Raw genomic sequence first — 15141 nt, 5'->3', positions numbered from 1 at the left:
CGAGGAAGAGAGGAACTCCAGTGACCGGCCAACGATCAGGAGCATTCCCGGGCGCGACGCTCGTCGGCGAGCATCGGGAGCCGGCCGCGGCGTCCGTCGTGGCCCTCATCCGCGAGCGGGCCGGCAGCACTCCGGACGCGGTGGCGATCGAGAGCGAGGACGGCGAGACCACCTTCCGCGCCCTGTGGCAGCGCGGGGTCACGATCGCCGCCGCACTGCGGGAAATGGGGGTGCGGCCCGGCGAGCTCGTCGGGGTCGTCGCGCGCCGCAGCCCGGAGAGCATCGCAGCGATGATCGCGGTGATGGCCACCGGCGCGGCCTACGCCCCCATCGACCCGACGAACCCGCCCGGCCGGGTCCGTCTCATCCTCGAGCAGGTCAGCCCCCGCTTCGTGCTGTGGGATGGGACCGGCGACCCGGACTGCACGTTCGGCTACCCCGGGGTCGACACCTCGCGGCTGCCGGCGGCGAGCCCGGTGGCCGCCGCCGAAGCCGTGCGCGAACCGCGTTCCGAAGACGTCGCCTACGTGGTGTTCACCTCCGGCTCCACCGGGCTGCCCAAAGGAGTCCGCGTCGAGCATCGGTCGCTGGTCAACTACATCGGCTGGGCGGCGGGCCACGTCCTGCCCGGCGCCGGCGGGGCCGCCTGCCCGGTCTTCGCCAGCATGAGCTTCGACCTGGCACTCACCTCGCTGTGGGTCCCGCTGGCGCACGGGCGCACGATCGTGCTGCTGGAAAGCTCGTGGAACTACGCGAGCCTGTTCGAGCGCCGGAACCGCCGCTACGACTTCGTCAAGGCCACGCCGAGCCATTTCCGGCTGTTCGAGCGGGTGCTCGGACCGGACTACCGCGCCGTCGCGCACCGGCTGATGATCGGCGGCGAACCGCTGGAACCGGTGCTGCTCAAGGCGATGGGCGAACGGCTGGACGGGGTGCAGATCGTCAACCACTACGGGCCGACCGAGACCACCATCGGCTGTTTCGCGCATCGGAGCGAGGTCCGCGACCTCCCCGATCTGCCCACCGTGCCGATCGGTACACCGGCCTGGAACACCGGGGCGTACGTGCTGGACGAACGGGGAGAGCCGGTGCCACCCGGCGGGCACGGCGAGCTCGTCGTCGCCGGCACCGGGATCGCCCGCGGCTACCTCGGTGGGGACGGCGGCCGGTTCCTCGACGACCCGGCCTTCGGCGGCCGGGCCTACCGGACCGGGGACATCGTCGAGGTACTCCGCTCAGGAGCGCTGCTGCACCTCGGGCGGGCCGACGGGCAGCTCAAGGTCAACGGCCACCGCTTCGAGGAGGCGGAGCTGCGCCGCCACGCCCTCACGTTGCCCCGGGTCGCGGACGCCGCGTTCGACGTCATCCGGGGCGGCACGCTGGACGTCGTGGAAGCCTTCGTCGTCTTCGACCACCGCGGCACCGAGACCGTGCCGTCGGAAACCGAAATCCGTTCGGAGCTGGCCACACTGCTGCCCGCGGAGCTGGTGCCACGCCGCGTGCGCGCAGTGTCCCGGATCGAGGTCGACGCCAACGGGAAACGGGACGTGCGCGCGACCCGCGAACAGGCCGCGCTGCAGGAGGTGCGGTGATGACCGGGACCACGGGCAGCGGCCGGGGCGTGCTCGTGCTCGGCGTGACCGCCAGCGACGCCCATTCGGTGGCCAACCAGCTCATCGCGCACCGGCTGCGGGCCGAGGGCTACACCGTGCACAACCTCGGTGCCTGCACCTCGATCGAGGAGTTCGCGCGGGCCGTGCGGGAACACCCGGAGACGCTCGCGGTGGTCGTCGGCAGCCTCAACGGTCACGCCTACGACGACTTGCGTCCGCTGCCGGCCGCCAGGGCCGCCGGCGAGCTGGCCTGCCCGGTCGTGCTCGGCGGCAACCTCTCGGTCGGCAGCCACAAGGACGGCGGCACCGAGGACCGGCTGCGCGCGCTCGGCGTGGACCACGTCCTGACCGGGCTCGGCGACCTGGTCCCGCTGCTGCACGAACTGGAGCGGCGCGCCGCTGCCGCGCGGGCGCCCCGGGCCGGATGAGCGCCGCCACCGTGCGGTCCTTCCCCGGGCCGGGCGCGGACTCGGGCTTCCCCACCCCGGCCGACTCCGCTCGGTACGCGCGGGACCGCGGCGTCCTGACCGCGCGGGACGTGCTCGCCCGGGCGGCCGCCAGCGGGGTGCCGGCGATCCAGCCCCGGTGCGGGGTCGGTGGCCACGCGGAGATGCTCCGGCTGCTGCGCGCGCTGGAGATTGGGGCGGCGCCGGACATCCTGACCCTCACCATCGACTCCTACACCCGGCTCAACCGGTTCGACCAGGCATTGCGCGCGGTCAACACCGATCCGGCGGCGCTCAACGGGTATCCGCTGGTCACCCACGGCTGGCGACGGGGCCGCGAGCTGATCGAATCGGTGTCCGTCCCGGTGGAGATCCGGCACGGCTCCCCCGACGCGCGTGCGCTGTTCGAAGTCTCCGTGGCCGCGGGCGCGACCTCGTTCGAAGGCGGCGGAATCTCCTACAACCTCCCGTACTGCAAGGACGTGCCGCTGGCGCACTCACTGGCCTGCTGGCGCGAGGTGGACGCGCGCACCGCGGAGCTGCACCGCGCGGGCCTCACGCTGGACCGCGAGCTGTTCGGCACCCTGACCGCGGTGTTGGTCCCGCCGTCGATCAGCCTCGCCGTCGGGATCATCGAGGCCTGCCTCGCCGCCGCCGAAGGCGTGGTGTGCCTGTCGCTGTCCTATCCCCAGGGCGGAAACCTGGTCCAGGACGTCGCGGCGCTGCGGGCCATTCCCCTGCTGGCGCGACGCTTCCTGCCCGCCGGTGTCGAGGTGTACCCGGTGCTGCACGAGTTCATGGGCGTGTTCCCCGCCCAGCGGGCGCACGCCGACCAGCTGATCTTCTACGGGGCGCTCACCGCCCGGCTCGGCGGTGCCGCGAAGCTGGTCACCAAGACCCATCAGGAAGCACTGGGCATCCCCGACGCACCGGCCAACGTCGACGGGCTGCGCCTGGCCGCCGTCGCGAACTCGCCGCTGCTGGACTTCGTCACCGTCGACGAGGAGGCCGTCGATGAGGAGCTGGCGTGGCTGCTCGCGGAAGTCGACGCGCTCGCGGGCCCGGTGCTGGGTGCCGGGGATCCCGCCCGCGCCGTCGTCGCCGCGTTCGCCGACGGCACGCTCGACGTCCCGTTCAGCGCCAGCAAGCACGCCCGCGGCGACGTACTGCCCTGCCGGGACGCGTCCGGAGCCATCCGCTACGCGGCGGTGGGCGGACTGCCGCTGCCGCCCGCGACCGTGCGGCGGAACCGGCAGCGACTGCGGTTGCCGGACGGGGAGCCGGACATGGCCACTCTGGTCGATCGGATCTCCCGCGACATCGCTCATTTCCCGCGGCTGTTCGGGGAGGACTCCCGATGAGGTCCCGCACACCGCGGCACAGCCGGGATTACCGCGCGGTGACACGGTGCTTACCGCGATCGGACCGGGTCCGCCGTGGCCGCTGGTAGCTTCCTCGACAGAACCATTTTCCTTGCTTACAAAGGGAATTTTTGCCCGAAGGAGAAGACGCATGTGCGGGATCACCGGATGGGTCGCCTTCGAGCGTGACCTGCGTCGGGAAGCCGGAGCGCTGGCGGCGATGACCGCGACGATGGCCTGCCGCGGCCCGGACGCGGGGGGCACCTGGGTCGACCCCCGTGGCACGGCGGCGCTCGGCCACCGCCGGCTCGCCGTACTCGACCTGGCGGGCAGCACCCAGCCGATGACGCTGGAAACCCCGGACGGGTGGGTGGCCCTCACCTACAGCGGCGAGGTCTACAACTACGCCGAGCTGCGCGCCGAACTCCGCCGCCGGGGTCACCACTTCCGTACCACGGGCGACACCGAGGTGGTGCTGCGCGGCTATGTGGAGTGGGGCGATGCGGTCGCCGAACGGCTCAACGGCATGTACGCGTTCGCCGTGTGGGACGGCCGGACCTCGGCGCTGGTGTTGGTCCGTGACCGGATGGGCGTGAAGCCGCTCTATTACCAGTCCACTTCGGACGGTGTGGTGTTCGGCTCGGAACCCAAGGCACTGCTGGCGAATCCGCTGGCCGACCGGGCGGTCCGGCTCGACGGCCTGCGCGAGCTGTTCGCGTTCGTCAAGACCCCGGGGCACGCGGTGTGGGCCGGGATGCGCGAGGTCCGGCCCGGGACCGTGGTCACCGTCGGCACCCGGGGCACGCACGAGCGCACCTACTGGTCGCTGGAGACGGTGGAGCATCGCGACGACCTCGAGACGACGACCGCGCGGGTGCGGGACCTGCTGGCGGAGATCGTGACCCGGCAGCTGGTCGCCGACGTGCCACTCGGTCTGCTGCTCTCCGGCGGCCTGGACTCGAGCGCGGTCACCGCCCACGCCGCCCGCGAACTGGCCGGCCGCGGTGAGAAGGTGCACAGCTTCTCCGTCGATTTCGCCAGCCAGAGCGAGAGTTTCGTACCGGACGCGGCTCGGCCCACCCCCGACGCGCCCTACGTACGCGAGGTCTCCGCGCACGTGGGCACCGTCCACTCGGAGATCGTGCTCGACGCGGCGGCGATGGCCGATCCGGCGGTCCGGCGCACGGTGATCGCCGCCCGCGACGTCCCTGCCGGAACCGGCGACACGGACGTTTCGCTGTACCTGCTGTTCAGCGCGATCCGCGAGCGTTCGACGGTCGCGCTTTCCGGGGAGAGCGCGGACGAGGTGTTCGGCGGGTACCACTGGCACCGATCCAGGGACGCGCAGTGCTCGGGCACGTTCCCGTGGATGTCCCCGGCGAACGGCGCACCGGCCGGTGGCCAGGGCCGCGACGGCACCGTCCTGCGGCCCGAACTGCTCGAGCTGCTCGACATTCCCGCCTACACCCGCGACCGCTACGCCGAAGCGGTCGCCGAGGTGACGCATCTGCCCGGCGACGACGAAGCGGCCCGCGCCCGCCGGATCACCTCCCACCTCGGCATCACCCGGTTCATGCGCATGCTGCTGGACCGCAAGGACCGGCTGAGCATGGCGGCGGGGCTGGAGGTGCGGGTGCCCTTCTGCGACCACCGGCTGGTGGAGTACGTGCACAACGCGCCCTGGGCCGCGAAAAGCTTCGACGGACGGGAGAAGAGCCTGCTGCGTGCGGCCACCAGGGAACTGCTGCCGCATTCGGTCGCCACGCGGGTCAAGAGCGCCTACCCCTCGATCCAGGCGGTGGGCTACCTGTCGGCTTTGTGCGAGCAGGCGACCGAACTGCGCTCCGATCGGCAGCACCCGGTGTTCGACCTGATCAGCGACAGGTGGCTGGACCGGGCGCTGCGCGCTCCGGACGCGCCCGGGGTGCGCAGCGGACTGGAGCGCTGTCTCAACCTCGCCGCCTGGCTCGACCTCCGCCGGCCCCGACTGCTGCTGACCTGACCCTGCCGACCTGGCCTGCCGAGCTGGTCCTGCCGATTCGCACCCTGCCGACCCACCCCTGCCGACCCACCCCTGCCGACCCACCCCTGCTGATCCACCCCTGCCGATCCGCCCCTGCCGGGCCGACGCGAAGGAGTTCCGGTGTTCCGGACCATACCCCCGGCCGCACGCAGGATCGCGCTGGCGAGCCTGTTCCTGACCGCGGGCAACGGCGCGTTCATGACCTGCTCGGCGCTCTATTTCACCCAAGTCGCCGGGCTGTCGCCGGCCACACTGGGCCTCGGCCTCACCATCGCCGGTGCGGTCGGGCTGCCGGCGGGCATGCCGCTGGGGCACCTGGCCGACCGGCTCGGTCCCCGTTCGACGACCGCGTGGCTCGTCGCGCTCAACGGCGTCGGCACGGCCGGATACCTGTTCGTGCGCAGCTTTCCCGCTCTCCTGGTCGCCGCATGCTTCTTCGTGGTGGTGCAGCGGGGCTCCCGCGCGGCCCTGCAGTCGCTGATCGCGGGACTGGTCGGCGAGGACGGCGTGGTCCGGACCCAGGCGGTGGTCCGCTCGGTCAACAACATCGGCATCGGCGTGGGGGCGGCGGCCGGCGGGATCGCCCTGCAGATCGCGACCCCGGCCGCGTTCTCGGTGGTATTGGCCGCGGATGTGCTGAGCTACTTCGTTTCGGCGGCGCTGTTCGCGGCGCTGCCGTCCGTACCGCCGTCGCCGGTCCCGGCGAAGGAGGAGCCGAAACGGGCAGTGCTGCGCGACGCGCCCTTCGCGGCGCTGACCGTCATCACCGCGGTGCTCTCACTGCACACCGTGCTGCTCGAGCTGGTGGTGCCGCTGTGGATCACCCGGCACACCCACGCACCGACCGCGGTGGTGACCGTCTTGTTCGTGCTGAACAGCGTCGCGGTGATCCTCTTTCAGATCCGGATCGGCACGCGAGTGGGCACGATGGAACGCGCGGTGCGCGCAGCCCGGATGTCCGGACTCGTCCTGCTCGCCGCGTGCGCGCTCTTCGCGTTCTCGGCCTTCGGTTCGCCGTCCTGGTCGGTGGTGCTGCTGGTGGCGGCCGGCGCGGTGCTCGCGCTGGGGGAAATGCTGGTGTCCGCGGCCGTGTGGACCATCACCTTCGGACTCGCCCCGCCCGGCAAGCAGGGGCAGTACCAGGGTTTCTCGATGACCGGCTACGCGGCGGCGGTGATGGTTGCCCCGACCCTGCTGACGTTCCTGATGATCTCCTGGGGCGCCCCCGGGTGGTTTGTCCTTGGCGCGGTGTTCCTGCTCGCGAGCCTGCCGACGGGCGCGGTGGTGGCGTGGGCCGCGCGCCGGGAACGCGCCCGGACGACCGTCGCTTCATGACCCGCCAGGTGCCGGGGGCGTCCCCCGGCCGGTACCGGAGACGACCCGTGGAGAGCATCTTGCCCGACCGAGAAACCACCATCGCCACTCCGGCCGGTCCGGTACGGACCGTGTTCGCCCCCTCGCCGATCGGCAGGCCGAGTCTCGGCCTGGTGCGGATGGCGGTCTTCAACTGGGCCCTCGCCCGGCACCACCACGGCCGTTTCGTCCTGCGGATCGAGGACACCGACGCGGCACGGGTGCGGGCGCAGTTCTACCAGCCGGTGCTGGAGGTGCTGCGGTGGCTCGGCCTGGACTGGGACGAGGGTCCCGAAGCCGGCGGTCCGCACGGCCCCTATCTGCAGACCGAACGCCGTGAGCTCCACCTCGACGTGACCCGGCGGCTGCTGGGCGCCGGCGAGCTTTACGAGTCCTTTTCGACCCCGGAAGAGGTCGCCGAGCGGCGTACCCGGGCCGGCCAGGACCCGCGGCTCGGATACGACAACGCCGACCGGTACCTGAGCGAGCGGGAGAAAGCCGCGCACCGCGCCGCCGGCCGGCTTCCCTCGCTGCGGCTGCGCATGCCCGCCAGCGAAACGGTCTTCGACGACCTGGTGCGTGGCGAAGTCGTGTTCAAGGCCGGCGCCGTGGCCGACCCGGTGCTGGTGCGCGCGAACGGACGGCCCACCTTCGCCCTCGCCGGCCCGGTGGACGACGTGCTGATGGGCATCACGCACAACCTCCGCGGCGACGCGATGCTTCCGCTGATGCCGTGCCAGCTCGCCGCCTACCGGGCGCTCCAGCGCATCGGCCTCACCGATGCCGTCCCCCGGATCGGGCACGTGCCCATGGTGCTCGCCTCGAACGCGAAAATCCTCAACAGCCAGGAGGACCCGGCCGCGGACACGCTGCGGTACCGGGACGCGGGCTTCCTGCCGCGGACCATCGTCAACTACCTGGCCGCGCTGGGCTGGTCGCATCCCACGCAGGGCCAGGTGTTCTCCCCCGCCGAACTGGTCGAGCACCTCGACGTCCGGCGCATCCGCACCCGGCCGGGCCGGCTGGACGTCCAGCGCCTCGCCGAACTCGACACCCTCCACCTGAGGGCCCTGACCACCGAGGAGTTCGCCGAGGCGCTCGTGCCGCAGCTTCCGTCGCACACCCGGCTGACCGGCGACGAGCGTGCCCTGCTCCGCCGCGCGGCCGCGGTGCTGCGACCCCGGGTGAAATCGCTGGCCGAAGCGGCGTCGGTCGCGACAACGCTCCTCGAAGCGGACGAACCGGGTCCAAGCCGCCAGATCACCGAAGCGGAGTTCGACGCGCTGCGCGAAGCCCACCACGCGCTGGGTGACCTGCCTGCCTGGACCGCGGACGCGCTCTCGGCCCTGATCAAGAACGGCGCGGAACAACTCCCCAAGGCGTCGGTGGCGGCACTGCGCACCGTGGTCACCGGACCCGCCGCCGGACGCCTGCTCGTCGACTTCCTGGTGCTGCTCGGACAGCGCCGCAGCATGCGCCGTATCGAGTGCGCGTTGGCGCAGCGCTCCGTACCGTTCCCGAACGGGTAGGAACCGAAGTGGTTCAGCGGCATTCGAGACCGTGGAATCCACACGCCGTCAGCGCGTCACGCTCCGCGTTCGCGTTCTCCGGCGATGAAGTCGCGGTACCAGCGGTAGCTCGCTCGGGGCGTGCGGGCCTGTGTCGCGTAGTCCACGTGCACCAGCCCGAACCGGTGCTTGTAGCCGTGGGCCCACTCGAAGTTGTCCAGCAGCGACCAGCAGAAGTAGCCCCGCAGGTCGACGTCCGCCGCGCGGGCGGCTTCGATGTGCTCGCTCAGGAAGGTGATGCGCTCGTAGTCGGCGAAGTCGCTTCGGTCCGGGTAGACGCAGCCGTTTTCCGTGACGTACAACGGCGGAAGCTTCGGGTAGCGGTTGCGCAGGCCGACCAGGGCTTCGGTCAGGCCGTCCGGTTCGACCGGCCAGCCCATGCCGGTGCGCGGCACGTCCGGCAACCGCGAGGTGTCCACCCCGATGTCGGCCACCGAGCGGCGGGCCGGGTCGGGCTCGCGGTACGGCGCGTCCGCCACGTGCAGGCGGTAGTAGTAGTTCACGCCCAGGTAGTCCAGCGGCAGGCCGATCGTCTCCAGGTCGCCGTCGCGGCGGAAGGAGAAGTCCGAAACGGCACTGAACATCGTCTCCAGGCCGGGTGCGTACCGGCCGCCGAACAGCGGGTCGGTGAACTGGCTGCGCAACAGAGCGTCCTGGCGGGACGCCGCGGCGGCGTCCTCGGCCGAATCCGATGCCGGTACGACCGGCGACTGGTTGAGCACGATGCCGAACTCGTGCTGAGAAGGCGCCTGCTCCCGCATCGCCCGCACCGCGAGGCCGTGGCCGAGCAGCAGGTGGTGCGCGGCGGCGAGCGCGCCGTGGCCCTCCTTCGCCCCGGGTGCGTGGCGGCCCTCGCCGTAGCCCGCGACCGCGGACGGGTAGGGCTCGTTCAGCGTCGTCCAGTGCTCGACGAGGTCACCGAGTTCCGCGTGGACGAGAGCGGCGTAATCGGCGAACCGGGACGCTGTGTCGCGTGACCGCCAACCGCCGCGGTCCTCCAGGCCCTGAGGCAGATCCCAGTGGTACAGCGTCGGAAACGGCTCGATCCCCCTTTCCCGCAGCCCTTCCACGAGCCTGCGGTAGAAGTCGAGACCACGGCGTTCCACACGGCCGCGGCCCGTCGGCTGCACGCGGGGCCACGAGATCGAGAACCGGTAGGCGTCCACGCCGAGTTCGGCGAGCAGGTCGAGGTCGGCGCGCCAGCGGTGGTAGTGGTCGGCCGCCGGTTCGCCGGTGTCGCCGCCCGCCACCGCACCGGGCACCCCGCTGAAGGTGTCCCAGATGGACGGTCCGCGGCCGTCCGCGGTGGTCGCGCCCTCGATCTGGAAGGCCGAAGTGGCGACGCCCCAGCGGAAGCCGGGTGGGAGGGAGGAAGTCACGATGAGCTCCGGAGAGGTCAGCCCTTGAGCGCGCCCTGCATGATGCCGCCGACGATCTGGCGGCCGAACAGCAGGAACACGACGAGGACGGGGATGGTGCCGATGGTCGCGGCGGTGAGCACGAGCGTGTAGTCGGTGGTGTAACCACTGGCCAGAGTGGACAGTGCGGTTTGGACGGTCGGGTTCTCCGGCACGAGCACGACCAGTGGCCAGAAGAAGTCGTTCCAGGCCTGCATGAACGTGAACAGGCCGAGGACCGCCGCGGCCGGGCGGGCCGTGGGCAGGGCGACGTGCCAGAACAGCCGCAGCGGCCCGCAGCCGTCCATCCGCCCGGCCTCCAGCAGCTCCAGTGGCAGGGCGTGCTCGAAGTACTGGCGCATGTAGAACACGCCGAACGCGGTGACCAGGCCGGGGACGATCACCGCCTGCAGTTGCCCGGCCCAGCCGAGGTCGGCCATCATCATGTAGAGCGGGACCACGCCCAGTTCGGTCGGGATCGCCTGGGTGGCGACCACGACGAGCAGCAACGCGGTGCGCCCGCGGAACCGCATCTTGGCGAAGGCGAACCCGGCGAGTGTCGAGAACAGCACCACCGAGACGGTGATCGTGCCCGCGACGATCAGCGAGTTCCCCAGCGCCAGCGCGAAGTCCGTCTCGTCGAAGACCCTGGCGATGTTCTCGAACAGGTGCCCGCCGGGCAGCAGCACCGGCGGCACGCTGCCGACCGCCTCGTTCGTCTGCGAGGAGACGACCAGCGACCAGTACACCGGGAACGCCGAACCGGCGAGGATCGCGATCAGCCCGGCGTAGGTCCACGGGCTCGTGACGCGCCGGACGATCCGCCGGGTCCGCCCTGGCGTGGTCGTGGGCGGGGTCAGCACGGTGGTCATGTCCGCTCCTCAATCCGTCTGGATGCGCCGGGTCACCAGGTACGACAGGCCCGCGACGAGCATCGTCACGACGGCGAGCACCAACGCGATCGCCGAGCTGTAGCCGAAGTCGTACTTGGTGAAACCCTGTTCGTAGAGGTAGAGCGCGGCGGTCTGGAACTGCCGGTCCGAGCCGCCGGTGGCGGCCGCCGTACCGGGGTTGAACAGCAGCGGCTCGGCGAGCAGCCGCATGTTCCCGGTCGTCGCGATCACCGTGGAGAAGATGATCTGCGGCCGCAGCAGCGGCACGGTGATCCGCCAGAACTGCTGCCACCCGTTGGCGCCGTCGAGGGTGGCGGCCTCGTACATGGTCGACGGGATCGCCTGCATCGACGCCAGGAAGATCAGGGCGTGGTAGCCGGTCCAGCGCCACACGACCATCGCCGCGATGGCGGTGTGCGAGCTGGCCGTGCCCGCCTGCCAGTCGACCTCACCGGCCCCGAACCAGCTCAGCACCCAGTTGACCAGACCGAAGTCCCGGCCGAACAGCTGCGCGAAGATGATCGTCACCGCCGCCACCGAGGTGATGTTCGGCAGGATCATGCCCATCCGGAACAGCGTCCGTCCGCGCAGCCGCCGGTTGAGCAGGTGCGCGATGCCGAGCGCGAACAGGATCTGCGGGATCGTGGTCATCAGCCACAGGCTGACCGTGTTCCCCATCGCGTTCCAGAAGTACGGGTCGTGCAGCAGCAGCCGCTCGTAGTTGCCGAACCCGATGAACGTCGCGGCGTCGGCGTCGAGCAGGTTCCGCTTCTGCAACGACACGAAAGCCGTGTACAGCAACGGGAACAGCCCGAAGATGCCGAAGATCAGGAAGTACGGGCTGATGAAGCCGAACGGCGACAGTTTCACGCTCCACTTGTGCCGCCGATCGGCCCGGCTCAGCGTTCCGGGTGAAGCCATCAACTCTGCAGCTTCGCGACGTCGCCCACCAGTTGCTGCCACGCTGCCGCTCCGTCCTGCTTGCCCTGCTCGACGCGCTGCATCGCGTTGCCGAACTCCGTCTGGACGTCACCGGCCTTGGGGCCCTGGTACTGCGGGTTCAGGTTCTTCGCCGCATCGGTGAAGAGCTTGCCGACGGGCGCGTCGTTGAAGAACGGGTTGGTGTAGCCGGAGATCTTCGGGTCGTCGTAGAGCGACGGCGTCGACGGGAGCAGACCCTCGCTGGTGAAGACCTTCGCCTGCTGCTCGGGCGCGGTCAGCCACGCGGCGAGGTCGGCGGCTTCCTTGGTGTGCTTGCCTTGTTTCGGAACCGTCAGGTACGAGCCGCCCCAGTTGCCGCCCCCGCCGGGCACGGTCGCGACGTCCCACTTGCCCGCGGTGTCCGGCGCCTGGTCCTTGATCTTGGGCATCATCCAGGCCGGGCAGGTGACCGTGGCGAACTGGCTCTGCGTGAACCCGGTGTTCCAGGTGGGCGTGCTGTAGAGCAGCCCGGCGCTCAGGTTCGACTTGACCGCGTCGACGACCTGGTTCCAGCCCTGGCGCAGCGCCGCGTTGCTGTCGACGACGAGCTTGTCGCTCCGGTCGTAGTACCCGACGGGTGCCTGGCCGAAGATCGCGTTGAGCACGGTCGGGCCGCCGTCCATGAACTTGACGCCGTTCGGAGCGTGGGCCTGGAAACGCTTGCCCGTGGCGAAGAACGCCTGCCAGGTCGGCCAGAGCGCGGCGACCTCGTCGCGGTCGACCGGAAGCCCGGCCTTCTCGAACAGATCGCGGCGGTAGCAGATGGCCAGGCCGCCGACGTCGGTGCCGTAGCCGATCTGCTGCCCGCCCTTGGCCTGCGACGCCGCCCACTTCCAGCTCAGCCAGCGGTCCTTGAGCTTGTCGCCGCCGACGGTGTTGAGGTCGACGAACTTGTCCGGCGTGGCCTTGAACTGGGCGACGTAGCCGGTGTCGATCGCCTCGATGTCCGCGGCACCGCCGCCGGTGGCCAGGTGCGCGGCGAGGTTCTTGTGGTGGTCGGAGTAGGCCGCGGTCCGCTCGGTGATCTCGATGTTCGGATGCGCGGCCTGGTATTCCTTGATCAGGGCCGGGTAGCCGAAGTTGCCGAACAGGCCGAGGCTGAGCTTGACCTTCCCGCCGGAGTCTCCGCTCCCGCAGCCGCTCAGTGCGGCGACCGCGGCCAGGCCGGCGCACACCGCGCCGGCGACGAGGCGGATTCTGCGGGATGTCGTTTTCGGGCGCATGAGATCTCCGTTGTTCTGCGGGCCGGTCGGAAAACGCAGGACCTATGAGAGCGCTCCCAGGCGACGCGCGTCAAGTAACGAAGCGGTAACCTTGATCGGCATTACTGCAGACAGACGCCGTGTGCTACAGATGTAACCCGTTACAGCTCCGGAGGTCGACATGGTCACCGCTCGCCAGATTGCGCAGCTCTGCGGGGTTTCGGTCGCGACCGTGTCGCGGGTGTTCAACCGTCCCGCGACGGTCAGCGCGGCGACCCGCGAACACGTCGAGCGGGTCGCGCGGGACCTCGACTTCTCGCCGAACGAAGCGGCGCGGGCGCTGTCGCGGCAGCGCTCGACGATGGTCGGGCTGGTCTGGGACACCGACCACCGGCGGCACAGCTGGCGGCACCCGTTTCTGCAGGACCTCTTGCTGGGCCTCAAATCCGCGTTGAGCTCGCGCGGCTACCACCTGCTGATGCTCGCCACGAGCGACGACAGCGGCAGCCGCAATCCCGGCGCCTCGCTGGCCGACCCGGTCGCGTACGTCAGCATGACGCGGCGCCACCATCTGGCCGGTCTGGTGCTCATCGACAGCGGGACCGACGCCGAGGCGTTCAGCGCGTTCGCCCATTCCGGACTGCCGTGCGTCGCGCTGGACGTGGCCCTTTCCGGACCACGCGCGACCTACGTGACCTCAGACAACGCGTCGGGTGCGGCAGACGCCGTCCGGCACCTGGCCGCGCTCGGGCACCGCCGGATCGCGACGATCACCGGCCCGCACGGCAACGTGCCCGCCGCCGCCCGCACCGACGGCTACCTGCGTGGGCTGGCGGAAGCGGAGCTGCCTTTCCGCGAAGACCTCGTCGTCACCGGGGACTTCTACCGCGAGAGCGGATTCGCGGAGATGCGGCGCCTGCTGGCTCGTGCGGACCCACCGACGGCGGTGTTCGCGGCCAGCGACGAGATGGCCGTGGGGGCGTTGCTGGCGGCTCGCGCGGCCGGGTGCCGGGTACCGGACGACGTGGCGGTGGTGGGTTTCGACGACATCGAAGTGGCGTCGCTGGTCGACCCGGCGTTGACGACGGTGGCCCAGGACAAGCGGGGCTTCGGCACCGCCGCGGCAGGCGCGCTGCTGTCGATGCTCGACAGCGACGAGGTCCCGGAACCGGTGCGGCTGCCGACGAAACTCGTGGTCCGCGACTCGTGTGGCTCGCAGCGGTGAGTGCGGAACACGGCCCACAGCCATCTCCGGGACGGCGCGACGATCAGCGGCCGTAGTGCACCAGCGTGGTCGGTACCACCAGGCGGCGGGTCAACCCTGGCACCGCGTTCGGGCCCTGCTCGAGCCGACTCAGGAGCAGTTCCGCCGCGCGACGGCCGATTTCCCCCGGGTCGTAGGACGCGATGGTGATCGGCCGGTCGAGCAGATCCGCCATTTCGAAATCGTCGAATCCGGCGAGCGCCGTCGCGGCGCCGAGCCGGCGGATCTCGCGGTAGGTACCCAGTGTCATCCGGTTGTTGGTGCAGAACAACGCCGTCGGCGGATCGGCACGGTCCAGCAGCTCCCGCGCGGCCGCCGCGGCGGTCGGGATGTCGTCGGGGCCGCGGCGGATCCATTCCTCGCGCGGCACCAGGCCGGCCTCCTCGTGTGCCGCCCAGTAGCCGCGGAAGCGTTCGGCGCCGGTGAACAACGTCGGCGGGTTGCCGAGGAAGCCGACCGCGCGATGCCCGGCGGCGAGCAGGTCCGCGGTGGCCGCGCGAGCGCCGCCGAAGTCGTCCACGAGCACGGCGTCGACCTCGATCCCGGCCGGCGGGCTCGACGCGAGCACGACCGGGACACCGCCGAGCGACACCGGATCCAGGTGCTGCTGCGCCGACCCGGCGGGCACCACGATCATCCCGTCCACCCGGCGGGACACCAGGTCGTCGACCAGTTCGTATTCGCGCTGGGCGAGTCCCGCGGTGTGGCCGAGGACCAGCCGCAGGCCGTGTTTCTCGGCCACCTGCTCGGCGCCGAGCGCGAGCTGGGAGTAGAACGGGTTGCCGAGGTTGGTGACGACCAGTCCGATCATGCCGCTGGACCGGCCGAGGCGAAGGTTGCGGGCGACCTCGTTGCGGCGATAACCCAGCTCGCGCACCGCGGTGAGGACCCGGTCCCTGGTCGCCGCGCTGACGTTCTCGTCCTTGAGCACCCGCGACACGGTCATCGCGCTGACCCCGGCGCGCGCGGCGACGTCGCGCATGGTGGGCGCGGCAGTGCCCGTGGGGCCGGTGCTGCCGTTCGGGGGCACTGCGAAGGCA

General features: G+C 71.1%; 12 protein-coding genes. 7 read left to right on the top strand and 5 right to left on the bottom strand.

The window, feature by feature from the left end:
• Positions 1–20: 20 nt before the first annotated feature.
• The 6 genes from BJY18_RS30910 to gltX all read left to right on the top strand — a co-directional run bounded on the left by BJY18_RS30910 (position 21) and on the right by gltX (position 8325).
• Positions 21–1592 carry an amino acid adenylation domain-containing protein gene (locus tag BJY18_RS30910; protein WP_184783409.1) on the top strand — a complete coding sequence of 524 codons (1572 nt, stop codon included), beginning with the start codon at positions 21–23 and terminating at the stop codon, positions 1590–1592.
• On the top strand, positions 1592–2041 hold the full coding sequence (locus BJY18_RS30905) for a cobalamin-dependent protein (protein WP_184783408.1): 450 nt from the start codon (positions 1592–1594) through the stop codon (positions 2039–2041). The genes BJY18_RS30910 and BJY18_RS30905 overlap by 1 nt, the downstream gene beginning before the upstream one ends.
• Positions 2038–3420 (top strand): methylaspartate mutase, encoded by a 1383-nt coding sequence (locus BJY18_RS30900; protein ID WP_184783407.1) that lies wholly within the window; start codon positions 2038–2040, stop codon positions 3418–3420. The genes BJY18_RS30905 and BJY18_RS30900 overlap by 4 nt, the downstream gene beginning before the upstream one ends.
• 151 nt (positions 3421–3571) lie before the next feature.
• Positions 3572–5422 carry an asparagine synthase (glutamine-hydrolyzing) gene (gene asnB / locus BJY18_RS30895; protein WP_184783406.1) on the top strand — a complete coding sequence of 617 codons (1851 nt, stop codon included), beginning with the start codon at positions 3572–3574 and terminating at the stop codon, positions 5420–5422.
• Positions 5423–5563: 141 nt separating this feature from the next.
• Positions 5564–6778 carry an MFS transporter gene (locus BJY18_RS30890; RefSeq protein WP_184783405.1) on the top strand — a complete coding sequence of 405 codons (1215 nt, stop codon included), beginning with the start codon at positions 5564–5566 and terminating at the stop codon, positions 6776–6778.
• A gap of 59 nt (positions 6779–6837) precedes the next feature.
• Positions 6838–8325 (top strand): glutamate--tRNA ligase, encoded by a 1488-nt coding sequence (gltX, locus tag BJY18_RS30885; protein WP_184783404.1) that lies wholly within the window; start codon positions 6838–6840, stop codon positions 8323–8325.
• 56 nt (positions 8326–8381) lie between these two features.
• On the opposite strand, the gene BJY18_RS30880 is transcribed toward gltX, so the two are convergent.
• The 4 genes from BJY18_RS30880 to BJY18_RS30865 are packed head-to-tail and all read right to left on the bottom strand — an operon-like array spanning position 8382 to position 12858.
• Positions 8382–9743 (bottom strand): GH1 family beta-glucosidase, encoded by a 1362-nt coding sequence (locus BJY18_RS30880; protein ID WP_184783403.1) that lies wholly within the window; start codon positions 9741–9743, stop codon positions 8382–8384.
• 17 nt (positions 9744–9760) lie between these two features.
• Positions 9761–10633 carry a carbohydrate ABC transporter permease gene (locus BJY18_RS30875; protein ID WP_184783402.1) on the bottom strand — a complete coding sequence of 291 codons (873 nt, stop codon included), beginning with the start codon at positions 10631–10633 and terminating at the stop codon, positions 9761–9763.
• Between the two features lie 9 nt (positions 10634–10642).
• Positions 10643–11575 (bottom strand): carbohydrate ABC transporter permease, encoded by a 933-nt coding sequence (locus BJY18_RS30870; RefSeq protein WP_184783401.1) that lies wholly within the window; start codon positions 11573–11575, stop codon positions 10643–10645.
• Complete coding sequence (locus tag BJY18_RS30865; protein WP_184783400.1) at positions 11575–12858, bottom strand: ABC transporter substrate-binding protein; 1284 nt, start codon at positions 12856–12858, stop codon at positions 11575–11577. Before BJY18_RS30865 ends, BJY18_RS30870 begins: the two co-directional genes overlap by 1 nt.
• A 160-nt stretch (positions 12859–13018) precedes the next feature.
• Here BJY18_RS30865 and BJY18_RS30860 point away from each other — a divergent pair, with 160 nt between their 5' ends.
• Positions 13019–14062: a LacI family DNA-binding transcriptional regulator gene (locus tag BJY18_RS30860; protein WP_184783399.1), complete on the top strand. Its 1044-nt coding sequence runs from the start codon at positions 13019–13021 to the stop codon at positions 14060–14062.
• A gap of 43 nt (positions 14063–14105) precedes the next feature.
• Here BJY18_RS30860 and BJY18_RS30855 read toward each other — a convergent pair whose 3' ends face one another.
• Positions 14106–15131: a LacI family DNA-binding transcriptional regulator gene (locus tag BJY18_RS30855; RefSeq protein ID WP_221458033.1), complete on the bottom strand. Its 1026-nt coding sequence runs from the start codon at positions 15129–15131 to the stop codon at positions 14106–14108.
• Positions 15132–15141: the final 10 nt, after the last annotated feature.

Source organism: Amycolatopsis jiangsuensis (assembly GCF_014204865.1).
In the GTDB taxonomy this organism is placed as follows: Bacteria; Actinomycetota; Actinomycetes; order Mycobacteriales; family Pseudonocardiaceae; genus Amycolatopsis; species Amycolatopsis jiangsuensis.
The sequence above is the reverse complement of the archived record's forward strand: the minus strand, read 5'-3'. Positions and strand labels throughout refer to the sequence as shown.

Coding starts and splice junctions, on each gene's coding strand:
- BJY18_RS30860 (WP_184783399.1), top strand. CDS start 13,019: ATGGTCACCGCTCGCCAGATTGCGCAGCTCTGCGGGGTTTCGGTCGCG.
- BJY18_RS30875 (WP_184783402.1), bottom strand. CDS start 10,633: ATGACCACCGTGCTGACCCCGCCCACGACCACGCCAGGGCGGACCCGG.
- BJY18_RS30865 (WP_184783400.1), bottom strand. CDS start 12,858: ATGCGCCCGAAAACGACATCCCGCAGAATCCGCCTCGTCGCCGGCGCG.
- BJY18_RS30900 (WP_184783407.1), top strand. CDS start 2,038: ATGAGCGCCGCCACCGTGCGGTCCTTCCCCGGGCCGGGCGCGGACTCG.
- asnB (WP_184783406.1), top strand. CDS start 3,572: ATGTGCGGGATCACCGGATGGGTCGCCTTCGAGCGTGACCTGCGTCGG.
- BJY18_RS30905 (WP_184783408.1), top strand. CDS start 1,592: ATGACCGGGACCACGGGCAGCGGCCGGGGCGTGCTCGTGCTCGGCGTG.
- BJY18_RS30870 (WP_184783401.1), bottom strand. CDS start 11,575: ATGGCTTCACCCGGAACGCTGAGCCGGGCCGATCGGCGGCACAAGTGG.